Annotated in this window: 18 protein-coding genes and 1 tRNA gene; 6 read left to right on the top strand and 13 right to left on the bottom strand. The window is 66.2% G+C overall.

What is annotated here, in order from left to right:
* Window positions 1–24: 24 nt before the first annotated feature.
* The 8 genes from lon to ACJ7Z0_RS05345 all read right to left on the bottom strand — a co-directional run bounded on the left by lon (window position 25) and on the right by ACJ7Z0_RS05345 (window position 12,547).
* A complete protein-coding gene (lon, locus tag ACJ7Z0_RS05310; RefSeq protein ID WP_431130907.1) occupies window positions 25–2,463 on the bottom strand; it encodes an endopeptidase La in 2,439 nt (812 codons plus the stop codon).
* Window positions 2,464–2,582: 119 nt separating this feature from the next.
* Window positions 2,583–3,848, bottom strand: a complete 1,266-nt coding sequence (gene clpX, locus ACJ7Z0_RS05315; protein ID WP_012747621.1) for an ATP-dependent Clp protease ATP-binding subunit ClpX — start codon at window positions 3,846–3,848, stop codon at window positions 2,583–2,585.
* A 121-nt stretch (window positions 3,849–3,969) separates the two neighbouring features.
* Window positions 3,970–4,578 (bottom strand): ATP-dependent Clp endopeptidase proteolytic subunit ClpP, encoded by a 609-nt coding sequence (gene clpP / locus ACJ7Z0_RS05320; protein WP_369655830.1) that lies wholly within the window; start codon window positions 4,576–4,578, stop codon window positions 3,970–3,972.
* 136 nt (window positions 4,579–4,714) lie between these two features.
* Complete coding sequence (gene tig / locus ACJ7Z0_RS05325; protein WP_369655829.1) at window positions 4,715–6,031, bottom strand: trigger factor; 1,317 nt, start codon at window positions 6,029–6,031, stop codon at window positions 4,715–4,717.
* Between the two features lie 26 nt (window positions 6,032–6,057).
* Window positions 6,058–6,144, bottom strand: a tRNA-Leu gene (locus ACJ7Z0_RS05330).
* 113 nt (window positions 6,145–6,257) lie between these two features.
* Window positions 6,258–9,413: an efflux RND transporter permease subunit gene (locus tag ACJ7Z0_RS05335; protein WP_434788987.1), complete on the bottom strand. Its 3,156-nt coding sequence runs from the start codon at window positions 9,411–9,413 to the stop codon at window positions 6,258–6,260.
* On the bottom strand, window positions 9,410–10,603 hold the full coding sequence (locus ACJ7Z0_RS05340) for an efflux RND transporter periplasmic adaptor subunit (protein WP_434788988.1): 1,194 nt from the start codon (window positions 10,601–10,603) through the stop codon (window positions 9,410–9,412). Before ACJ7Z0_RS05340 ends, ACJ7Z0_RS05335 begins: the two co-directional genes overlap by 4 nt.
* 99 nt (window positions 10,604–10,702) lie before the next feature.
* Window positions 10,703–12,547 (bottom strand): potassium transporter Kup, encoded by a 1,845-nt coding sequence (locus ACJ7Z0_RS05345; protein ID WP_434792613.1) that lies wholly within the window; start codon window positions 12,545–12,547, stop codon window positions 10,703–10,705.
* Between the two features lie 150 nt (window positions 12,548–12,697).
* Between ACJ7Z0_RS05345 and hpnC the strand changes: the two genes are divergently transcribed.
* The 5 genes from hpnC (at window position 12,698) to ACJ7Z0_RS05370 (ending at window position 16,379) form a co-directional block, all read left to right on the top strand.
* The gene (gene hpnC / locus ACJ7Z0_RS05350) at window positions 12,698–13,609 is read left to right on the top strand and encodes a squalene synthase HpnC (protein ID WP_434788989.1); all 912 of its coding nucleotides are present in this window, start codon (window positions 12,698–12,700) and stop codon (window positions 13,607–13,609) included.
* Entirely contained in the window at window positions 13,606–14,445 is an 840-nt protein-coding gene (gene hpnD / locus ACJ7Z0_RS05355) for a presqualene diphosphate synthase HpnD (protein WP_434788990.1), read from the top strand. Before hpnC ends, hpnD begins: the two co-directional genes overlap by 4 nt.
* Window positions 14,442–15,710 (top strand): hydroxysqualene dehydroxylase HpnE, encoded by a 1,269-nt coding sequence (gene hpnE, locus ACJ7Z0_RS05360; RefSeq protein ID WP_434788991.1) that lies wholly within the window; start codon window positions 14,442–14,444, stop codon window positions 15,708–15,710. The genes hpnD and hpnE overlap by 4 nt, the downstream gene beginning before the upstream one ends.
* A complete protein-coding gene (locus ACJ7Z0_RS05365; RefSeq protein ID WP_434788992.1) occupies window positions 15,707–16,009 on the top strand; it encodes a hypothetical protein in 303 nt (100 codons plus the stop codon). Before hpnE ends, ACJ7Z0_RS05365 begins: the two co-directional genes overlap by 4 nt.
* 64 nt (window positions 16,010–16,073) lie before the next feature.
* A complete protein-coding gene (locus ACJ7Z0_RS05370; protein WP_434788993.1) occupies window positions 16,074–16,379 on the top strand; it encodes an NIPSNAP family protein in 306 nt (101 codons plus the stop codon).
* Between the two features lie 9 nt (window positions 16,380–16,388).
* Here the strand turns inward: ACJ7Z0_RS05370 and ACJ7Z0_RS05375 are convergent, their stop codons facing one another.
* Window positions 16,389–17,120 carry an HAD family hydrolase gene (locus ACJ7Z0_RS05375; protein WP_434788994.1) on the bottom strand — a complete coding sequence of 244 codons (732 nt, stop codon included), beginning with the start codon at window positions 17,118–17,120 and terminating at the stop codon, window positions 16,389–16,391.
* A 15-nt stretch (window positions 17,121–17,135) separates the two neighbouring features.
* On the opposite strand from ACJ7Z0_RS05375, the gene hemH reads away from it, so the two are divergent.
* Window positions 17,136–18,170, top strand: coding sequence for a ferrochelatase (hemH, locus tag ACJ7Z0_RS05380; protein WP_434788995.1), 1,035 nt, complete (start codon window positions 17,136–17,138; stop codon window positions 18,168–18,170).
* On the opposite strand, the gene ACJ7Z0_RS05385 is transcribed toward hemH, so the two are convergent.
* Genes ACJ7Z0_RS05385 through ACJ7Z0_RS05400 form a run of 4 tightly spaced genes read right to left on the bottom strand, consistent with a single transcriptional unit; the run spans window position 18,167 to window position 21,676 of the window.
* On the bottom strand, window positions 18,167–18,673 hold the full coding sequence (locus tag ACJ7Z0_RS05385; protein ID WP_434788996.1) for a DUF1993 domain-containing protein: 507 nt from the start codon (window positions 18,671–18,673) through the stop codon (window positions 18,167–18,169). The genes hemH and ACJ7Z0_RS05385 overlap by 4 nt on opposite strands.
* Window positions 18,674–18,724: 51 nt before the next feature.
* Complete coding sequence (locus ACJ7Z0_RS05390; RefSeq protein WP_434788997.1) at window positions 18,725–19,612, bottom strand: alpha/beta fold hydrolase; 888 nt, start codon at window positions 19,610–19,612, stop codon at window positions 18,725–18,727.
* Entirely contained in the window at window positions 19,609–20,676 is a 1,068-nt protein-coding gene (locus ACJ7Z0_RS05395; RefSeq protein WP_434788998.1) for a branched-chain amino acid ABC transporter permease, read from the bottom strand. Before ACJ7Z0_RS05395 ends, ACJ7Z0_RS05390 begins: the two co-directional genes overlap by 4 nt.
* 16 nt (window positions 20,677–20,692) lie before the next feature.
* Window positions 20,693–21,676 (bottom strand): branched-chain amino acid ABC transporter permease, encoded by a 984-nt coding sequence (locus ACJ7Z0_RS05400; protein WP_434788999.1) that lies wholly within the window; start codon window positions 21,674–21,676, stop codon window positions 20,693–20,695.
* Window positions 21,677–21,765: the final 89 nt, after the last annotated feature.

Consider the following 21,765-nt stretch of genomic DNA (forward strand, 5'->3'; position numbering starts at 1 on the left):
TCGGGGCTCGGCAAGTTCCGCCAATCAATGTTTGACGGAGCCCTCAGAGGCCTGCGTTCCGCGCTGCTTGGCCAGCTCGGCCACGGCAGCGGCGGAGGCCGCGACTTCCTCGTCGGACAACGGCTCGGGCATCTTCTCGAGCGCGATCTCCAGGACCTTGTCGATCCACTTCACCGGCACGATCTCGAGGCCGTTCTTCACGTTCTCGGGAATGTCCTGCAAGTCTTTCGCGTTCTCTTCGGGAATCAGCACGGTCTTGATGCCGCCGCGCAGCGCTGCGAGCAGCTTTTCCTTCAGGCCGCCGATGGCCGTGACCTCGCCGCGCAGCGTGATCTCGCCGGTCATGGCGACGTCGGCACGCACGGGGATGCCCGTCAGCGCCGACACGAAGGCGGTGGTCATCGCGGCGCCCGCGCTCGGGCCGTCCTTGGGCGTTGCGCCATCGGGCACGTGGATGTGGATGTCGCGCTTCTCGAACACCTCGTCCTTGATGCCCAGGCGTCGCGAGCGGCTGCGCACAACCGTGCGCGCGGCCTCGACCGATTCCTTCATCACGTCGCCGAGCGAACCCGTGCGGCTGATCACACCCTTGCCGGGCATGGTGACGGCCTCGATGGTGAGCAGGTCGCCGCCCACTTCGGTCCACGCCAGACCGACCACCTGGCCGACCTGGTTCTGCTTCTCGGCCAGGCCGAAGCTGTACTTGCGAACGCCCAGGAACTCGTTGAGGTTGGCGCCGTCCACCGTAACCTTCGGCGTCATCTGCTTGAGCAGCAGGCCCTTCACTACCTTGCGGCAGATCTTGGAGAGCTCGCGCTCCAGCGAACGCACGCCGGCCTCACGCGTGTAGTAGCGCACGATGTCGCGCACGGCTTCTTCGGAGACGAGCAACTCGTCTTCCTTCACGCCGTTGTTCTTCATCTGCTTGGGCAGCAGGTACTTGATCGCGATGTTGGTCTTCTCGTCCTCGGTGTAGCCCGAGAGGCGGATGACTTCCATCCGGTCGAGCAGCGCCGGCGGGATGTTCATCGAGTTGGAGGTGGCGACGAACATCACGTCGGAGAGGTCGAAGTCGACCTCGACGTAGTGGTCGCCGAAGGTGTGGTTCTGCTCCGGGTCGAGCACCTCGAGCAGCGCGCTCGACGGATCGCCGCGGAAGTCGGTGCCCAGCTTGTCGATCTCGTCGAGCAGGAACAGCGGATTGCGCGTGCCGATCTTGTTCAGCCCCTGCAGCACCTTGCCCGGCAGCGCGCCGATGTAGGTGCGGCGATGGCCGCGAATCTCGGCCTCGTCGCGCATGCCGCCGAGCGCCATGCGGGTGTACTTGCGGCCGGTCGCCTTGGCGATCGACTGCCCGAGCGAGGTCTTGCCCACGCCCGGTGGGCCCACGAGGCACAGGATGGGCGCCTTGACCTTGTCGACGCGTTGCTGCACCGCGAGATATTCCAGGATGCGGTCCTTGACCTTCTCCAGGCCGTAGTGGTCGGCATTGAGCACCGCCTCGGCGTTGGCCAGGTCGTGCTTGATCTTGGTCTTCTTGCTCCAGGGCAGGCCCACCAGCACGTCGATGTAGTTGCGCACCACGGTGGCTTCGGCCGACATCGGCGACATCAGCTTGAGCTTCTTGAGCTCGCCCTCGGCCTTCTTGAGCGCTTCCTTCGGCATCTTGGCGAGCTTGATCTTCTTCTCGATCTCCTCGATGTCCGCGCCCTCTTCGCCTTCGCCGAGCTCCTTCTGGATCGCCTTGACCTGCTCGTTGAGATAGAAGTCGCGCTGGTTCTTTTCCATCTGGCGCTTCACGCGGCCACGGATCTTCTTGTCGACGTTGAGGATGTCGACTTCGCGTTCGAGCTGGCCGAACAGGTTCTCCAGGCGCGACTTGACGTCGGCCAGGTCGAGCACGGCCTGCTTGTTGTCGAGCTTCAGCGGCAGATGGGCCGCGATGGTGTCGGCCAGGCGGCCCGGATCGTCGATGCTCGAGATCGAGGTGAGGATCTCTGGCGGGATCTTCTTGTTGAGCTTGACGTACTGATCGAACTGCTGCATCACCGCACGGCGCAACGCCTCGACCTCGGTGCCCTTCTCGCCGCCTTCGGGCGCCTCGACCGGCGTCACGTTGGCCGTGAAATGGGTTTCACCGTCGTCGATGCGGTTCACGCGGGCGCGCTGCTGGCCCTCGACCAGCACCTTCACGGTACCGTCGGGCAGCTTCAGCATCTGCAGGATGGTGGAGACGCAGCCGACTTCGAACATGTCCTCGACCGAGGGCTCGTCCTTGGCGGCGGCTTTCTGCGCCACCAGCATGATGCGGCGCTCGGCCTCCATGGCCAGCTCGAGTGCCTTGATGCTCTTGGGGCGCCCCACGAAAAGCGGAATCACCATGTGGGGAAACACGACAACGTCGCGCAGCGGCAGCAGCGGCAGGTCGATCGCGTCGGCAGGCAGGGGGGTATGACCGGACATGAATATCCTTTGATTGATCAGGCAAAGATGGATGGGCCTGCGGGCATTTCAAGCCCGTGCACCCGTTCTTTGTCGAAGGCGCCGGAAGCCTCGGTGAGAAGAGCCGGCGCCGCGTTCACTCAGGCCTTCTTGGCCGCTTCGCGGTACACGAGCAGCGGCGGCTTGTTTTCATCGATTGTGGATTCTTCGACCACAACCTTGTCGACGTTGGTGGCATTCGGCAGCTCGAACATGGTGTCGATCAGCGACTGTTCGAGGATGGAGCGCAACCCGCGCGCGCCGGTCTTGCGTGCCAGCGCCTTGCGCGCAATCGCCTTGAGCGCCGCGGGGCGGATCTCCAGGTCGACGCCTTCCATCTGCAGCAGCTTGGTGAACTGCTTGACCACGGCGTTCTTGGGCTCGGTCAGGATCTGCACCAGCGCGTCTTCGCTGAGCTCGGCCAGCGAGGCCACCACGGGCATGCGGCCCACGAGCTCGGGAATCAGGCCGAACTTGATCAGGTCTTCGGGTTCGACTTCGCGGAACACCTCGGTGATGCTGCGCTGCGCCTTGCTCTTGACCGAGGCGCCGAAGCCGATGCCCGAGGCCTCGGTGCGGTTTTCGATGACTTTCTCGAGGCCGGCAAAGGCGCCGCCGCAGATGAACAGGATGTTGGTCGTGTCGATCTGCAGGAAGTCCTGGTTCGGGTGCTTGCGCCCGCCCTGGGGCGGCACGCTGGCCATGGTGCCTTCGATGAGCTTCAGGAGCGCCTGCTGCACGCCCTCGCCCGACACGTCGCGGGTGATGGAGGGGTTGTCCGACTTGCGCGAGATCTTGTCGATTTCATCGATGTAGACAATGCCGCGCTGGGCGCGCTCGACTTCGTAGTTGCAGCTTTGCAGCAGCTTCTGGATGATGTTCTCGACGTCCTCGCCCACGTAGCCGGCTTCGGTCAGCGTGGTGGCGTCGGCCATGACGAAGGGCACGTCGAGCATGCGCGCGAGGGTTTGCGCGAGCAGCGTCTTGCCCGAGCCCGTGGGCCCGATCAGGAGAATGTTGCTCTTGCTGAGCTCGACGTCGTCGCCCTTGGCCTTTTCCTTGTGGCGCAGGCGCTTGTAGTGGTTGTAGACCGCCACCGACAGCATGCGCTTGGCCGGCTCCTGGCCGATCACGTAGTTGTCGAGGTTGGTCTTGATCTCCAGCGGCGTGGGCAGGTCGCTGCGCGCCTCGCGCGCCTCTTCACCGGCCGGGAGCTCGTCGCGGATGATTTCGTTGCAAAGGTCGATGCACTCGTCGCAAATGAAGACCGAAGGGCCCGCGATCAGCTTCTTGACCTCATGCTGGCTCTTGCCGCAGAACGAGCAATAAAGCGTTTTTTCGCTGGAGGAGCCTTTTTTTTCGGCCATGGACAGGTGCCTCGTAAAGGGGTAGGGACAATGATAACGAAACAAAAACGGCGTTTCCCTTGTGGAAAACGCCGTTTTTGTCTTTTTGGCGCCACCGGCGCCGTGGCGCAGGTTTTACCGATCAACCGCGCTTGGCAATGACCTGGTCGACCAGGCCGTAGTCCTTGGCTTCGTCAGCGGTCAGGAAATAGTCGCGTTCGGTGTCCGACTTGACTTTTTCGAGCGGCTGGCCCGTGCGTTCGGCCAGGATGCGGTTCATCTGGTCCTTGGTGCGCAGGATGTCGCGGGCATGAATCTCGATGTCCGTGGCCTGGCCGCGCGCGCCGCCGAGCACCTGGTGGATCATGATCTTCGAATTGGGCAGCGAGAAGCGCTTGCCCTTTTCACCGGCCGCCAGCAGGAAGGCGCCCATGCTGGCCGCAAAACCGATGCACATCGTCGACACGTCGGGCTTGATGAACTGCATGGTGTCGTAGATGGCCATGCCGGCGCTCACGCTGCCGCCCGGGGAGTTGATGTAGAACGAAATGTCCTTGTCCGGGTTCTCGCTCTCCAGGAACAGCAGCTGCGCCACCACGAGATTGGCGGTCTGGTCGTTGACCTCGCCCACCAGGAAGATGATGCGTTCCTTGAGAAGACGCGAATAGATGTCGTAGGACCGCTCGCCGCGGCCCGACTGCTCGATGACCATCGGGATCATGCCGAGGCCTTTGATTTCCTGTGCGCTCATTGATTTGCTCTCCGGAAGGGGTTCGTTCGCTGTTCGTATTTGACTGTACGCCTGAGTGAAATGGGGCTCGTGCCGCAAAGCACAAGCCCCATTGGCGTCGCGGGCGGAGGCGCGGGGCGGACCCCCGGCGCGGCGCTCAGCCCTGCTGCTGCGCCATCAGCTCGTCGAACGTCACCGACTTTTCGTTGACCTTGGCCTTGGCGAGCACGAATTCGGTCACGTTGTTCTCGATCACCACAGCCTCGACTTCGGCCAGGCGATTGTTGTCGCTGAAATACCAGCGCACCACGTCGGCCGGCTTTTCGTAGCTGGCGGCCAGCTCGTCGATGTGGGCCTTGATCTGCTCGGGCTTGGCCTGCAGGTTGTTGGCGCGCACCAGCTCGGCCACCACCAGGCCCAGGCGCACGCGGCGCTCGGCTTGCGGACGGAACACTTCGTCGGGAATCGGTGCCTTGTCGGCGTCCTTGATGCCGCGCTGCTTGAGCTCGGCGCGGGCGCCTTCGACCATGCGGTTCACTTCGGACTGCACGCTGGCGTTCGGCAGGTCGAGCTCAGCATTGGCCACCAGGGTGTCCATCACGGCATTCTTGTTGCGGGCCAGCAGGCGGAACTTCACTTCGCGCTCGAGGTTCTTCTTGATGTCGGCGCGCAGGCCTTCGACCGTGGCTTCGGCAATGCCGAGCGACTTGGCGAGCTGTTCGTTGACTTCGGGCAGGTGCGAGGCCTCGATCTTCTTCACGGTGACCATGAAGTCGGCTTGCTTGCCGGCCACGTCCTTGCCGTGGTAGTCGGCCGGGAACGACAGCGGGAAGGTGCGGCTGTCGCCGGCCTTCATGCCGCGCACGGCGTCTTCGAATTCCTTCAGCATCTGGCCTTCGCCGACCACGAACTGGAAGTCTTCGGCCTTGCCGCCCTGGAAGGGCTCGCCGTCGATCTTGCCTTCGAAGTCGACCGTCACGCGATCGTCGTCCTGGGCCACGGCGTCTTGCGCGCGCTGGGCGAAGGTGCGGCGCTGGCGGCGCAGGATGTCGAGCGTCTTGTCGATCGCGTCGTCGCCCACTTCGGCCGAGAGCTTCTCGACTTCGGCGCCCGACAGGTCGTTGATCTTGACCTCGGGGAACACCTCGAACACCGCGTCGAAGGCGAGCTGGCCTTCGGGCGACTCTTCCTTCTCGGTGATGCGGGGCTGGCCGGCCACGCGCAGCTTGGCTTCGTTGGCGGCTTGCGAGAAGGCTTCACCGACCTTGTCGTTCATGACTTCGTAGTGCACCGAGTAGCCATAGCGCTGGGCCACGACGTTCATCGGCACCTTGCCCGGACGGAAGCCGTCCATCTTGACGGTGCGCGCGAGCTTCTTGAGGCGCGAATCGACTTCGGACTGGATGGTGCCGACCGGCAGGGTCAGCGTGATCTTGCGTTCGAGCTTCTCGAGAGTTTCAACGGTCACGGTCATGGTGTCTTCCTTGTGAGGGGTGTGGCTGGTGCGCGGGGCCGGACTCGAACCGGCACGTTCTTGCGAACGTCAGGACCTAAACCTGGTGCGTCTACCAATTTCGCCACCCGCGCTTGCCAAATTTTTCAGGTGAATGCAAAGGCGGACGGCCCTGGTGCAGCGAACCTCCGATACCGGATATCCGCCGCCCAAAGACCGTCCGCCTGAAATCGGTCAACCTGCTATTTTAAGCGCTAATCGGAAGCTCTTTCGGCTCCCGCTTGACGCGGAACGCCGCGGCGTACATTGCCGGCAGTGCCAGCAGGGTCAATACCGTCGCCACGATCAGGCCGCCCATGATGGCCACGGCCATCGGCCCCCAGAAAACGCTGCGCGACAGCGGGATCATCGCCAGCACGGCCGCCGCAGCCGTGAGCACGATCGGCCGGAGGCGCCGCACGGCCGATTCGACGATGGCGTCCCAGGCCGGCACGCCCGCCTCGCGGTCGCTTTCGATCTGGTCGATCAGGATCACCGCGTTGCGCTGGATCATGCCCATCAGCGCGATCACGCCCAGGAGAGCCACGAAGCCGAACGGCCGGTTCAGCAACAGCAGCGCACCGGCCACGCCGGCAATGCCCATGGGGCCGGTGATGAACACCAGTAGCGAGCGGCTGAAGCTGTGCAGCTGGAGCATCAGCAGGGTGAACACCACGAACAGCATGATCGGCACGCCCGCGACGATGGAGGTCGAGCCCTTGCTGCTTTCCTCGACCGCGCCGGCCACTTCGATGCGGTATCCGCCCTGCCCGGCCGCGTGCCAGCCGGCTTCGAGCTGACGCAGCTTCGGCAGCAGCTGCTCGGTCACCGTGGCGCCCTGCAGGCCTTCGACCACGTCGCCCTGCACCGTGATGGCGTAGTCCCGGTTCTCGCGCCACATCACGCCGGGTTCCCAGCTGAACACCGGCCGCGCGATCTGGGTCAGCGGAATCGAACGGCCCGACGTGGTGGGCAGATAGGCATTGCCGATGTCCGAGATGGCCTCGCGCTCGTCCGCCGACTGGCGCAGCACGATGTCGATCAGCAGGTCGTTCTCGCGATACTGGCCCACCGTGGTGCCGGAGAACATCGTCTTGGAGGCCTGTGCGATCGCCTGGCTGGTGACGCCGAGCGCGCGCGCCTTGGCCTGGTCGACCTCGAGACGGATCACCTTGACCGATTCGTTCCAGTTGTCGTTCACGCCGCGCATGTTGGCGTTCTCGCGCAGCACGGCCTTGACTTCGTCGGCATGGGCGCGCAGTTGCGCGGGCTCGGTGCCGATGACGCGGAACTGCACCGGGTACGGCACCGGCGGCCCGTTGGGCAGCAATTTCACACGGCCGCGCACTTCAGGAAACTCCTGCGCCAGCAGGGCCGGTAGCTTGATGCGCAGGCTCTCCCGAACCTTCAGGTCCTTGGCCAGCACGATGAGCTGAGACACGTTGGTCTGCGGAAACACCTGGTCGAGCGGCAGGTAGAAGCGCGGCACGCCGGAGCCGATCCAGGTGCTGACCGTCTTCACGCCCTCTTCCTTCATGATGCGCTGCTCGACCCGCTTGGCAACCTCTTCGTTCGCGAGGAACGAGGTGCCTTCGGGGAACCAGATGTCGACCATGATCTCGGGCCGGCTCGAATCCGGGAAGAACTGCTGCTGCACCTTGCCCATGCCGAAGATGCCCAGCGCAAAGATCAGCACCGTGGCGCCGATGGTCAGCCAGCGATGCTGCACGCACCAGTTCACCGTGCGGCGGAAGGTGTTGTAGAACGGTGTGTCGAACAGCTCGTGCGGCGGCGCATCGGGGTCGTGCGGCTTCACCTTGAGCAGCAGCGTGCCGAGGTAAGGCACGAAGTACACCGAGACGATCCACGACAGCACCAGCGCAATCACCGTCACTGCAAAGATCGCGAAGGTGTATTCGCCCGTCACCGACTTGGCGAGGCCGATGGGCAGGAAGCCCGCGGCGGTGATGAGCGTGCCGGTGAGCATGGGCTTGGCCGTCACGTCGTACGCGAAGGTGGCGGCGCGGACCTTGTCATAGCCCTCTTCCATCTTCCGCACCATCATTTCGACCGCGATGATCGCGTCGTCGACCAGAAGGCCGAGCGCGATGATCAGCGACCCCAGCGATATCTTGTGCAGCCCGATGTTGAAGTAGTTCATGGCCAGGAAGGTCACGGCCAGCACCAGGGGAATGGTGATGGCCACCACCAGCCCCGGGCGCATGTCGATGTACCAGCCGAAGCGCCCGCCCTTGTGCAGGCCCAGCGAGATGATGCTCACGGCCAGCACGATGGCCACCGCCTCGATCAGCACGCCGACGAATTCATTCACCGAGCTGGCCACCGACACCGGTTGGTCCTGCACCTGCGCCAGCTTGACGCCGGCCGGCAGGCGCTGGTCGATCGTCGCCGTGGTGGCGCGCAGCGCCTCGCCCAGCGCAATGATGTCGCCGCCCTTGGCCATGGAAACGCCCAGCGCGATGACCTCCTTGCCCTGGTGGTGCACCTTGACCGCCGGCGGATCGACGTAGCCGCGGCGAAGTTCGGCAATGTCGCCGAGCTTCAGCTGGTTGCCCGAACTGCCGCGGATCGGCATCTCGCGCAGCTGCTCGACACTGGTGAACTGCCCGGCCACGCGCACCTGCACCACGTCGGCGGGCGACTGGATCGTGCCGGCGCTTTCCACTGCGTTCTGGGAGCCGAGCTGGGCCAGCACCGCATTGAAGTCCAGACCCAGTTGCGCCAGGCGCTTCTGCGAGATCTCGATGTAGACCTTTTCGTCCTGCACGCCGAACTGGTCGACCTTGGCAACGTCCTTCACGCGCAGCAATTGCTGGCGCACTTCGTCGGCCAGGGTCTTGAGCTCGGCGTAGCTGAAGCCTTCGCTCTCCAGCGCGTAGATCACGCCATAGACATCGCCGAAATCGTCATTGAAGAACGGGCCCTGGATGCCAGCCGGCAACGTGTTGCGGATGTCGCCGATCTTCTTGCGCACCGTGTACCAGACGTTGGCAACGTCGCCGGGCTTGGAGGAGTCCTTGATCTGGAAAATGATCTGCGACTCGCCGGGCTTCGAATAGCTGCGGATCTTGTCGGCATAGGGCGCCTCCTGCAGCGTGCGCTCGAGCCTGTCGGTCACCTGCTCGGCCACCTGCTGCGCCGTGGCGCCGGGCCAGTAGGTGCGCACCACCATGGCGCGGAAGGTGAACGGGGGGTCTTCGTCCTGGCCGAGCTGGAAGTAGGCAAAGGCTCCCAGCACCATCAGCACCACCATCAGGTAGCGCGTGAGGGGCGCGTGGTCCAGCGCCCATTTGGAGAGATTGAAGCCTGCGGGCTTGTCGGTGGTCGCAGCGCCCTGCGTCATTTGGCGGCACCTGCTGCGATCTCCTTCTTCGTGGCCGAAACGGCCTCGGCGGACGGCGCGGGTTCCTTCGCGTTGGCGGCTGCCGCGGCCGCCTCCTTGCTCTGGTAGATGGTGACCTTCTGTCCCGGCGAGAGCACGTGCACGCCCGCGGCCACGACCATCATGCCGGGCGCGAGCCCGCCGCCGATCACGGCCTCGTTGCCGTCGGCCGTGGCCACCTGCACGGCCTGCGAACGCACGGTCATGGTCGCCTTGTCCAGCACCCAGACCGAGGTGCCCTTGCCTTCCTGGCGCAGCGCGCTGGTCGGCAGCTTCATGACCACGCCGCCGGCGCGCGCCAGTGCCTGCGGACGGGCATAGACGGTGGCGCCGAGCGCCGGCGAAGTGGCCGCGTCGATCGCCACCTTGACCGAATAGGTGCGCGTAACCGCGTCGGCGCTGGCCGCCACTTCGCGCACCTGGCCTTGCAGTTCGGTGCCGCCCGACCAGCCGCGCACCGTGACCGGCGAACCGGGCTTGATCAGCGCGGCTCGGTCTTCGGGCACCGCAAACACCACGTCGCGCGCGCCGTCCTGCGCGATGCGAACGACCGGCGTGCCGGCCTGCACCACCTGACCCGGCTCGGCCTCGATGGCGGTGATGATGCCGGCCACGTCGGCGACCAGCGTGGTGTAGCTGGCCTGGTTGCCCTGCGACGAAAGCTGGGCCTGCGCCTGCTCGAGCTGGGCCTGGGCCGCCTTCCAGGTGGACTCGCGGCGTTCCAGCTCCGCGCCGCTGATGAAGTTCTGCTCGCGCAGTTCGCGGTAGCGCTTGAGGTCCGCCGCCGCGAGATCGCGGTTGGTCTGCGCCGCGGCGAGTTGGGCGCGCGCCGCTTCAGCCGCCAGCCGGTAGTCCTGCGGATCGAGCTGGGCCAGCACCTGGCCGGCCTGCACGTGCTGGCCGAGTTCGGCCTGGCGTTTGGTGATCTTGCCGGCCACGCGAAAGCCCAGGCGCGATTCGACACGGGCCCGAACCTCGCCCGAGAACTCGGGCTGGGCATCGAAGTCGCTGGTGCCCACCGTCACCAGCTTGACCGCGCGCACGGGTTCCTCGGCTGGTTTCGACTGGGAACAGCCGGCCAGGAACAAGGCGGGAAGCAGCAGCCATGCAATGGCGCCGCGGGCAGGAGAAAAGCCGGAGGAGGCGGTCATGAGACACCCTGGAAAGGTCGAACCTGGTCATTACTGACCCACTGGTTAGTAATCTAGGGTAAACCTCCAGGACTGTCAATCGCGGAGTTCGAAGATTCGCTAGGTTCTCTGGCCCATCTCGACCAGACGGTTGTCCGGAAGCTCGAAATAGTCGGACGCCCTGCCCGCGTTGCGTTGCAGCCAGCCGAAGAGCGCGCGGCGCACGGGGTTCATGCCCGGAAGGTTTTCTTCCCCGACCGACGCGCGCGAAACGAAGTACGAGGTCTTCATGGAATCGATAGCCAGCCCCTTCTGGTAGGCGAATATCCGCATGAACTCGGGCACGTCGGGCCGCTCCATGAAGCCGTGCCGCGCCGTGACCACCCAGATGCCATCCATCAGGTGCTCGGCCTCGATGCGGATGCCCGCATCGACACGCGGGGTGTCGCAAGCCAGTACCCGCAGCACGACCACCTGCTCGTGCAGGACCTGGTTGTGCTTGAGGTTGTGAAGCAAGGCGTGGGGCACCGCCGTGGCGTCGGCATTCAGGAACACCGCCGTGCCCCTGACGCGGTGCGGCATGTCGAGCGCCAGCGATTCGAAGAAAGGCTTGAGCGGCAGGCTTTCGGCCGCGGCGGCCTCCAGCCCCAGTCGGCGTCCCTTGGCCCAGGTCGTGAAAAGCACCATCACCCCGGCCGCCACGGCCAGCGTGAGCCACCCGCCTTCAGCCACCTTGAGGCTGTTGGCCGCCACGAAAGTCAGGTCGACCACGGCAAATGCCACCACTCCGAGCACCACCGCCACCCTGTTCCAGCGCCAGAGCCCCCAGGCCACGACGCCGGCCAACAGCGTGGTGGTCACCATCGTGACCGACACCGCAATGCCGTACGCCGCCGACAACGCCCCCGAACTGCGAAAGCCCAGCACCAGCAGCAGCACCCCGGTCATCAGCAGCCAGTTGACCACCGGCACGTAGATCTGGCCGATGGCCGAGCCCGAGGTCTGCACCACCCGCATGCGCGGCAGGTAGCCCATGCGCATGGCGTGGGCCGTCAAGGAAAAGGCGCCCGAGATCACGGCCTGCGAGGCAATCACGGTGGCCATGGCGGCCAGCACCACCATCGGCAAAACGCCCCAGGCGGGAAAGAGCCGGAAGAACGGGTTGTCGACGGCCGCGGGGTCGGCCAGCACCAGCGCACCCTGGCCGAAATAGTTCAGCACCAGCCCCGGCAGCGCAATGAAGAGCCAGGCGAGCCGGATCGCCCGCGTGCCGAAGTGCCCCATGTCGGCGTACAGCGCTTCGCCGCCGGTAAAGGCAAGAAATACCGCGCCCAGCACCGCCAGCGACTGCAGCCGGTGCTCGACCAGGAAGCCGATGGCGCGGCGCGGGTCGAGCCCCGCCAGCACCTGCGGATGCTGCAGTACTTGCCAGCCGCCTGCGAGGGCCAGCACCCCGAACCACAACAACATGACTGGCCCGAACACCTTGCCCACCGCGCCGGTCCCCTTGCGCTGCACGGCAAAAAGCCCAAGCAGGATGAGGATGGTGATCGGGATCACCGCGCGCTGCAGCACGGGTGCCTGCACCTCCAGCCCCTCGACCGCCGACAGCACGGAAATGGCCGGTGTGATCAGGCTGTCGCCGTAGAACATGGCCGCGCCCACCAGGCCGAGCGCCCCGATGGCATTCCACAGCCACGGCCGGGTCTGCGAGCCTCCAGCCGCGCTGCGGGCAAGCGCCTGCAGCGCAAGAATGCCGCCCTCGCCGTCGTGGTCGGCGCGCAGCACGAACACCACGTACTTGAGCGTGACCACGAACATCAAGCCCCAGAAGATGAGCGAGAGCAGGCCCAGCACCGTATCGGGCGTGAACCCCACGCCGTGCTCGGGGTTCAGCGTTTCCTTGAAGGCATAGAGCGGCGATGTGCCGATGTCGCCAAACACCACGCCCAGCGCCGCGATCATCAGGCCCGGCCCCGCCGCAGAAGACGCCTCGCCGTGCGTTGGACTCTGGGCAGCGGGAACCTGTGCCTGTGCGTTCATGAAATCGTGAGCTTCGATTGGAGGGTGACGCCGCGAGCATAGTGCGCGGCAGGTGTCGCGGACAATCGCCGCGTGCCTGAACCATCCCACATTGCCGCGCCGCCGGCGCATTACGAGAATTTTCCCGTGGCCTCCTGGCTGTGCCCGCCTCATCTGCGACCGCCCATTGCCGCGATCTACCATTTCGCGCGCACCGCGGACGACATCGCGGACGAAGGCGACGCCTCGCCCGACCAGCGGCTGGCCGACCTCCGTGCCTATCGCGAGGAGCTGCGCGCCGCCGCGCGCGGCAACGTGCCGGCCGCCTCGCGCTGGCCGTACGTGTTCGGCCCGCTGGCGCACAGCATCGCGCAGTTCGCACTGCCCGAGGAATTGCTCGCCGACCTGCTGAGCGCCTTCATGCAGGACATCGAGAAGACGCAGGGCAGAGGAACTTACGCCGACCGCGCCGAGCTGCTCGACTACTGCCGCCGCTCCGCCAACCCGGTCGGCCGCCTGCTGCTGCACCTGTACGGCGTGAACGATGCCGAGGCGCTGACGCAAAGCGACGCCATCTGCAGCGCCCTGCAACTCATCAATTTCTGGCAGGACCCGAGCGTGGACCTGCCCCGCGGCCGCTTCTATCCGCCGCTGGCCGACTGCGCCCGGCGCGGCCTGACGCGCGAGAGCTTCAAGGCCTTCATGCCGCTGGCCGATGCGCCGCCTCCGCAGGAAGCCATCAACCTGATCGCGGTCGCAAGCGCCTGGGCGCGCGAACTCATGGCCCAGGGCGCCCCGCTGGTCCACCGCCTGCCGGGCCGCGCCGGCTGGGAGCTGCGCTTCGTCGTCCAGGGCGGCCTGCGCATTCTCGACAAGATCGAAGACCTGGGCTTCGACACCTTCTCGCAACGCCCCACGATCGGCAAGACCGATGCGCCCTTGCTGGCCTGGCGCGCCCTGCGGATGCGGAGACAATTGCCGCCCATGAAAGCGCCCCTCCGATGACTCCCGAGCAATACGTACAAGACAAGGCCGCCGCCTCGGGCAGCAGTTTCTATTACGCGTTCCTGTTTCTTCCCAAGCCGCGGCGTGCCGCGATCACGGCGTTCTATGCCTTCTGCCGCGAGATCGACGACGTGGTCGACGAGGTCAGCGACCCCGGCGTGGCGGCCACCAAGCTCGCCTGGTGGCGCACCGAGGTGGCGCAGTCGTTCTCCGGCCCGCCGCGCCACCCCGTGATGCAGGCGCTGGTGCCTCATGCCGCCGCCTACGGCATCGAGCCCAGGCAGCTCAACGAGGTGATCGACGGCTGCCAGATGGATCTCGACCAGACCCGCTACCTGGACTTTCCGGGCCTTGCGCGCTACTGCCACCTGGTGGCCGGCGTGGTCGGCGAAGTCGCGGCGCGCATCTTCGGCCAGACCGATCCGCAGACCACCGCCTACGCGCACAAGCTGGGGCTCGCGCTGCAGCTCACCAACATCATTCGCGACGTGGGCGAGGACGCGCTGCGCGGCCGCATCTACCTGCCCGTGAACGAACTGCAGAAGTTCGACGTCAAGGCGCACGAGATTCTCAACCGCGTGCATTCGGAACGCTTCGTGGCACTCATGAAGTTCCAGGCCCAACGCGCGCACGCGGCGTACGACGAAGCCCTCGCCCTGCTGCCCGCCGCGGACCGCCGCGCGCAAAAACCCGGCCTCATGATGGCCAGCATCTACCGCACCCTGCTGCGCGAGATCGAGCGCGACGACTTCCAGGTGCTGAACCAGCGCGTGAGCCTGACGCCCGTGCGCAAGTTCTGGCTGGCGTGGAAAGTCCAGGCGCTGGGGAGCATTTGAAAACCGCCGTCGTCGGCGCCGGCTGGGCTGGCCTTGCCTGCGCCGTCGAAGCCACGCGGCTCGGCCATGCCGTGACGCTGTTCGAAACCGCGCACATGGCGGGCGGTCGCGCGCGCCGCGTCGACCACATGCATGGGCTGACGCTGGACAACGGGCAGCACATCCTCATCGGCGCCTACACCGCCACCTTGAAGCTGATGCGCGAGTTGGGCGTCGATGTGGAACAGGCCCTGCTCCGGCTGCCGCTGTCGCTGCGCTTTGCCGACGGCGGCGGGCTGAAGCTGCCGCGACTGCCGGCGCCGCTCGATCTGCTGGCCGGCATTTTCACGGCACGCGGCTGGACGTGGCGGGACAAGTCCACCCTGCTGCGCACCGCCGTGCAATGGCGCCTGCGCGGGTTTCGCTGCGACCCGGGCACCAGTGTGGCCACGCTCTGCACCGGCCTCACGCCGCGCGTGATGGAAGAGCTGATCGAGCCCCTGTGCGTCTCGGCGCTCAACACGCCGGTCGATCAGTCGAGCGGCGAAGTGTTCCTGCGGGTGCTGCACGACGCGCTCTTCAGCGGCAGCGGCGGCGCCGACCTGTTGCTGCCGCGCGTCGACCTCGGCGGGCTTTTTCCCGATGCGGCCCTGGCGTGGCTCGCGAAGCACGACGCCACGCTGCGCATCGGCATCCGCGTGCACGCGATCTGGCCCGAGGGTGGGGCATGGCGAGTCGACGGCGAGCGCTTCGACCGCGTCGTCCTGGCCTGTGCGCCGTGGGACGCCGCGCGGCTCGTTCGCGCGTCCGGCCTGTCCGGCCCGCCGGCGCACCGCTGGTGCGAGACCACCGAGGCGCTGCGCTTCGAAGCCATTGCCACGGTCTATGTGCGAGGCGCCACGCCGCTTGCGGAACCGATGCTGGCGCTGCGCAGCCGTCCCGACACCGCACCGGCGCAGTTTGTGTTCGACCGCGGCCAGCTTGGCGGCCCCGAGGGCGTGCTTGCCATGGTCGTCAGCGCGAACGAAACTCCGCGCGAGGCGTTGGAACACCAGGCCATGGCACAGGCCGCGACCCAGTTGGGCCAGACCGCGCTGCAACCCGTGCAGACCGTGGTCGAGAAGCGCGCCACCTTTGCCTGCACGCCCGGACTCGCGCGGCCGCCCGCGGCCATCGCCCCCGGCCTGCAGGCCTGCGGCGACTACACCGAAGGCCCCTACCCCGCAACGCTCGAAGGCGCGGTCCTGAGCGGACTGGCCGCCGCCAAGGCACTGACATCACCATGACCGAATTGCGCTACCTGGATTTCGACTACAGCGAAGACACCGAAGGCCACGGCACCTTCGACGCGATGGCCTCGACCGTGCCCGAAAAAACGCGCGAAGCGCTGGCCGAGATTGCACGGGTCCTGGCCTGGGCCGACTCGGCCTTTCCAGATGCGCGCGGCGCGCTGGACGACGGCGCGATGTGGGACTTCGACCTGCAGCAGGCCCGCGAAGAGCCGAACCTCGATATCGTGACCTTCTCGCTCAGCGGCACGGCCGACTTCTGCGCTGCGTTTCGCGAGCAGTTCGCAGTGGATTGAAAAGTCCGACAAGCCCGCCGCCGCGGAGGCTGCGCCCCACAACCATCCGGTCCCGGAAAGAAACATGGTCACCTGCTACCTGCGCTACATCGTCGATCCGTACAAGCTCAAGGAATTCGAGCACTACGGCAAGCTCTGGATCCCGCTGGTCGAGAAATTCGGCGGCCAGCACCACGGCTACTTCCTGCCCTCGGAGGGCGCGAACAACGTGGCGCTCGCGATGTTCAGTTTTCCGAGCTTCGCCGCCTACGAGCAGTACCGCGCCGATTCGATGCAGGACCCCGAGTGCCAGGCTGCCTTCAAGTACGCCGAGGACACCCGCTGCATCCTGAGCTACGAGCGCAGCTTCTTCCGGCCCGTGTTCTCGTAAGGCGGGAACTCAAGCGCCGAGCGCCACGCACAGCGCGTGCAGGTTCGGCACGATCAGTTGCGGACGCGCGCCGTGCACCCACGGCCGCTCGTCGCGTACCAGCCAGGCCGCCTGCATGCCGGCGTTGAGCGCGCCGACCACGTCCAGTTCAGCGTCGTCGCCCACGTGCAGCACGTCCTTCGGCAGCAGGCCGACCGACGCGGCCGCGGCGCGGAAGATCGGCGCATGCGGCTTGCCGCTGCCGAAGGCGCGCGCATTGAACGCGGTGCGAAACCAACGGCCCACGCCGGTCAGGTGGATGTCCGCATTGCCATTCGAAATGGCCACCAGCGGATAGCGTTCGCTGAGCCACTTGAGGGCCGGCAGCGCATCGTCGTACAAGGTCACGCGCTGGCGTTCGGCAAAGAAGGCATCGAAGGCCGGATCGGCCAACGCCGGGTCTTCGCCCGCGTGCTTCAGTGCCGTGCGGATCGATTCGCGGCGCAGCGCGCTCAGGTCGTGCGCCAGATCCGACCGTTCCTTGGCGGTGGCTTCGCGCAGCTCGCGCAGGACGCCCGGGTTCAGCAGCAGCGACGCGGTCTTGGGTGCTTCGCGCAGCAGCCATTCCTGCAGCACGGTCTCGGCACGCTCGATGGTCGGCCAGATCGGCCAGAGGGTGTCGTCCAGATCGAGCGAGATCGCCGAGATGCGCTTGATGTCGAGTGGCTCGGCGCCTGCCGGCGCCGTGAAAACGGAAGTCATGCCCGAGAATATCGCATGCCTCAAGACAACGGGAACAACAGTTCCATCGCCTCGCGTACCGCCGTACTCTGGTGCAACCTGGGCTCACCCGATGCCCCCACCACGGCCGCCGTCCGGTCCTATCTTGCGGAGTTTCTTGGCGATCCGCGCGTGGTCGAGATTCCGAAGCTGCTCTGGGCCTTGATCCTGCACGGCATCATCCTGCGCGTGCGGCCCGCCAAGTCGGCCGCCAAATACGCGAGCATCTGGATGGCCGAGGGCTCGCCGCTGAAAGTGTGGACGCAGAAGCAAGCCACCCTGCTCGCCGGCTGGCTCGGTGAACGTGGGCATCGCGTGGCGGTGCGCGATGCGATGCGCTATGCCAGCCCCTCGATCGCTTCGCGGCTCGATGCGCTGCAGGCCGAAGGCGCAGCGCGCGTGCTGGTGCTGCAGGCCTATCCGCAATACTCGGCCACCACCACGGCCAGCGTGATCGATGCGGTGAACGACTGGAGCCGCCGCCAGCGCCGCATTCCGGAGTTCCGTTTCGTCAACCAGTACCACGACGATCCGGCCTACATCGAGGCGCTTGCGCAAAGCATCGAGCGCCACTGGAAGACCGAAGGCCGCGGTGAGGTGCTGCTGATGAGCTTCCACGGCATTCCGGCGCGCAACATCGCGCTCGGCGATCCCTACCAGGCGCAGTGCCTCGAAACCGCGCGCCTGCTCGCGGCGCGGCTCGGCCTTTCAGCGGCACGGCATCGCGTCACCTTTCAATCGCGCTTCGGCCGCGCCAAGTGGCTCGAGCCCTATACCGAACCCACCCTGCGCGAACTCGGCGCAAGCGGCGTCAAGCGGGTCGACGTGGTGTGCCCCGGCTTTCCGGCCGACTGCCTCGAGACGCTGGAAGAAATTGCGATGGAAGGCCGCGAGGCCTTCATGCATGCCGGTGGCGAAGCCTTCAGCTACATCCCCTGCCTCAACGACAGCCCGGCCTGGATCACCGCGCTGGCGGGGATTGCCGAACGCAACCTCGCGGGCTGGCCCACGCAGCGCCCCACCGGTACTTAGAACTTGCCCAGGTAGTCCATCTTGCCGATGGGCATGCCCTTGTGGCGCAGCACGTCGTAGGCTGTGGTCACATGGAAGAAGAAATTGGGCAACGCGAATTGCAAAAGGTAGCGCTGCGCGGTGAAGTGCGCCTCGCCTTCGCGCGCCTTGATGGTGACGGGGCGTTCCTCCTGGCCGTCGATCAGCGTGCGGTCCACGGTAGCGAGAAAATCCTGTGTCTTCGCGATGCGGGCCAGCAGTTCGTCGTACGTCTTTTCCTCGTCGGGAAAGCTCGGTGCCGTGATGCCCGAGATGCGCGCCACGCCGAGCTTCGACGCATCGCTGGCGCGCTGGATCTGCCCGGCCAGCGTGATCATGTCGGGTGCGAGCCTCGCGTCCACGAGCGTCGCCGGGTCGATGTCGTTGGCCTTGGCGTGCGCCAGGCTCTTCTCGAGCACATGGGTGAGTTGGCCGAGCCCGCGGGAGAAGACCGGCACGGACAGGTCGTACATCGAAAGCGCCATGGGTAAATCCTTGTGGTTGGAATCGGCGGCGATTGTCTCGCCGACTCGCGCCTAGCGGCCGGCGGCCCGGATAAACCCTTCAACCAGATCCAGTTGTTCCGGCACGTTGAGCGCGGGCGCGTGGCCGCACCCCTGGATTTCGATCACCTTCAGCAACCCGGCAGTGCCCGGGCCCCGCTGCTGCATCTGCTGCGTGACCTCGGGCAGCACCAGGTCCGATTCCGCGCCGCGCAGGCACAGTACCGGCACTTCGATGACGTCGTAGTGCGGCCAGATCAGGTAGTCGTTGTCGTGCGCGCTGAACTGCCGGACCATGGCCGGGTCGTAATGCGGCGTCACGCGGCCGTCGGGCAGGCGGCGGGTGGAGCTCTCGGTCAAACGGCGCCATTGCGCATCGCTGAGCCAGCCGTAGGGCTTGTAGACGGTGCGAAAGAAAAGCTCGAGCTCGGCCACGGTGTCGAATGCGGGCGGCTCGCCGGCATAGGCGCGGATGCGCTCGATGGCCGCCTGCGCGAGCTGCGGCGCGTTGTCGTTGAGCGTGAGGCTCGCAATGCGCGCCCTCATGCGCGGCTCGAACAGGCCCGACGCGCAGACCGTGCCGATGGCCCCGCCCATCGAGGTGCCGACCCAGTGCACGCGGCCCAGGCGCAGCTCGTCGCACAGCGCGGCGGCCATGCGGGCGTAGAACGAGAGCTGGTATTCCTCGTCGGGCAGCGGACTCCACTGGCTCAGCCCGCGGCCGATGGTGTCGGGGCAGATCACGCGGAAGCCGCGCGCGGCAAAGTGCTGGGCCAGCTCGTCCATGTCGCGGCAGGTGCGCGCGAGGCCATGCCACGCGATGATCACCGGCGCGTCGGGCGCGCCCCAATCGAGCCAGTGGACTTCGCGGCCCGCGAGCTGGGCGTAGCGGGAAACCGGAACGGGAAGATCGTTGCTCATCGTGCAGCCCTCGCCCTCAGCTTGCCGACGATGCCGGTCGGAAAGTAATAGACCGAGAGCACGAACAGCACCCCCAGCCACAGCAGCCAGCGGTCGGGCGACAGCAGCGCCGCGAGCCATGGCAGCCCGCTCGCGGCCTCGCTGCCCACGCGCAGCAGGTCTTGCAAGTAGCTTTGCGCCACCACGAACAGCACCGCGCCGATGGCCGCGCCGTAGATCGTGCCCATGCCGCCGATCACCACGATCAGCAGCACGTCGATCATGATCTCGAAGCTCAGCGAGGTGTCGGGCCCGTTGTAGCGCAGCCAGATCGCGAGCATGGCGCCGGCCAGCGTGGCAAACAGCGCCGACAGCACGGCTGCCGTGGTGCGGTACACCACCACGCGGTAGCCGATGGCCTCGGCGCGGAACTCGTTCTCGCGGATGGCCTGCAGCACGCGGCCGAAGGGCGAATTGACAATGCGCAGCAGCGCGAGCACCAGCACCACCGCCGCCACGAACAGCAGGTAGTAGCACAGCAGCCGGCCGTCGAGCGAGACGCCGAGGAAAGGCTCTTCGGAGAACTCGAAGCTCGGCGAAATCAGCTCGGGCAGCTTGAAGGTAAGCCCGTCTTCGCCGCCCGTGAAATCCGACAGCTGCGAAGCCAGCGTCTGGAAGGCCGAGGCCACCGCCAGCGTGATCATTGCGAAGAAGATCGCGCGCACCCTGAGCGAGAACAGCCCGATGGCGAACGAGAGCACCAGCGAGATTGCGAGCGACGCGCCGAGCCCGAGCAGCACCGCGCCCCAGCTGGGCCCGAGACGCGTGGCGGAGATGGCGATGCCGTAGGCGCCGATGCCGAAGAACATGGTGTGCGCAAAGCTCACGATGCCGGTGTAGCCCAGCAGCAGGTCGAAGCTTGCGACCAGCACCACGAACACCAGGATCTTGGCCGCAACGCTGAGCGCCTTCACGCCCGGGAAGATGAAAGGCGCGAAGGCCAGCGCGATGAACAGCGCCACCAGCAGCAGCGCCAGCAGGCGGCTCTTGGGCGTGTCATTGGAGAGAAGTCGTTTCAGGAACATGGCGGCTTCTTCCTTCTCAGCGGTTGGCAACCGGGTACACGCCCTGCGGACGCCACAGCAGCACCGCCACCATCAGCAGGATGCTCGCGAATTGCGTGAGCGTGGGCAGCAGGAAGCCGATGTAGTTGGTCATGAGCCCCACCAGCAGCGCGCCGATCAGCGCCCCGCCCGTCGAGCCCAGCCCGCCGATGATGATCACGATGAAGATCAGCACGTTGACCTGCGCGCCCATCTGCGGCACCAGGTTCTGCTGGAACAGCCCCCACATCACACCGCCCAGCCCGGCCAATGCGCTGCCCACCACGAACACACCGACGAACAGCCGGCCGATGCGGTAGCCGAGCGACTCGACCATCTCGCGGTCTTGCACGCCGGCGCGGATCAGGAGGCCGATCTTGGTGCGACTCAGCGTCCATGCGAGCAGGCCGAACACCACGATGCCCACCGCCACCGCGAGCAGGCGGTACTTGCTGATGGCCGCATCGCCGATCAGCAGCGAGCCGCGCAAGGCTTCGGGCAGCGGCAGCGGCACCTGGGCCGGTCCCCAGATCACCTTGATGAGCTCTTCGCCGATGATCATGCCGCCCATCGTGATGAGGATCTGCTTCAGGTGCTGGCCGTACACGGGCCTAACGATGAAGCGCTCGAAGGCCAGCCCCACCGCGCCAGCTACCACCATCGCGACCAGCATGGCCGGAAACACGGCGACGAGGTTGCGCCACAGTTCGCCCGAACCGGTCCAGTCGCCCATCAGGCCGAGCACGCTGCTGGCCACGAACGCGCCGAGCGCAATGAACACGCCGTGGCCGAAGTTGAGCACGTCCATCAACCCGAACACCAGCGTGAGGCCCGAGGCGATGATGAAGATGATCATGCCCATCGCCAAGCCCGCGACCGTGAGCGTGAGCCAGGTCGAGAACGAGCCCGTGAGCGGCAGCGCGGCCAGCGCGAGGATGGGCGCGAGAAGCAGCGGCTTCCAGTCGAAGTCGAGTGCCTTCATTGCTGCGCTCCCTTTTCTTGCTCCCTCTCCCTTTGGGAGAGGGTTGGGGTGAGGGCCAGCGGCGCCAACATGAGGGCACGGCCATTGCA

The organism is Variovorax palleresanus (assembly GCF_051144945.1).
GTDB lineage: Bacteria > Pseudomonadota > Gammaproteobacteria > Burkholderiales > Burkholderiaceae_C > Variovorax > Variovorax paradoxus_S.

Bases quoted from the DNA above. Each gene is read 5' to 3' on its own strand.
- ACJ7Z0_RS05390 (WP_434788997.1), bottom strand. From the start codon at position 19,612: ATGAGCAACGATCTTCCCGTTCCGGTTTCCCGCTACGCCCAGCTCGCG.
- ACJ7Z0_RS05365 (WP_434788992.1), top strand. From the start codon at position 15,707: ATGACCGAATTGCGCTACCTGGATTTCGACTACAGCGAAGACACCGAA.
- ACJ7Z0_RS05335 (WP_434788987.1), bottom strand. From the start codon at position 9,413: ATGACGCAGGGCGCTGCGACCACCGACAAGCCCGCAGGCTTCAATCTC.
- ACJ7Z0_RS05400 (WP_434788999.1), bottom strand. From the start codon at position 21,676: ATGAAGGCACTCGACTTCGACTGGAAGCCGCTGCTTCTCGCGCCCATC.
- ACJ7Z0_RS05395 (WP_434788998.1), bottom strand. From the start codon at position 20,676: ATGTTCCTGAAACGACTTCTCTCCAATGACACGCCCAAGAGCCGCCTG.
- ACJ7Z0_RS05345 (WP_434792613.1), bottom strand. From the start codon at position 12,547: ATGATCGCGGCGCTGGGCGTGGTGTTTGGCGACATCGGCACATCGCCG.
- tig (WP_369655829.1), bottom strand. From the start codon at position 6,031: ATGACCGTGACCGTTGAAACTCTCGAGAAGCTCGAACGCAAGATCACG.
- ACJ7Z0_RS05385 (WP_434788996.1), bottom strand. From the start codon at position 18,673: ATGGCGCTTTCGATGTACGACCTGTCCGTGCCGGTCTTCTCCCGCGGG.
- hemH (WP_434788995.1), top strand. From the start codon at position 17,136: ATGCCTCAAGACAACGGGAACAACAGTTCCATCGCCTCGCGTACCGCC.
- ACJ7Z0_RS05375 (WP_434788994.1), bottom strand. From the start codon at position 17,120: ATGACTTCCGTTTTCACGGCGCCGGCAGGCGCCGAGCCACTCGACATC.
- ACJ7Z0_RS05370 (WP_434788993.1), top strand. From the start codon at position 16,074: ATGGTCACCTGCTACCTGCGCTACATCGTCGATCCGTACAAGCTCAAG.
- ACJ7Z0_RS05340 (WP_434788988.1), bottom strand. From the start codon at position 10,603: ATGACCGCCTCCTCCGGCTTTTCTCCTGCCCGCGGCGCCATTGCATGG.
- clpP (WP_369655830.1), bottom strand. From the start codon at position 4,578: ATGAGCGCACAGGAAATCAAAGGCCTCGGCATGATCCCGATGGTCATC.
- hpnD (WP_434788990.1), top strand. From the start codon at position 13,606: ATGACTCCCGAGCAATACGTACAAGACAAGGCCGCCGCCTCGGGCAGC.
- lon (WP_431130907.1), bottom strand. From the start codon at position 2,463: ATGTCCGGTCATACCCCCCTGCCTGCCGACGCGATCGACCTGCCGCTG.
- clpX (WP_012747621.1), bottom strand. From the start codon at position 3,848: ATGGCCGAAAAAAAAGGCTCCTCCAGCGAAAAAACGCTTTATTGCTCG.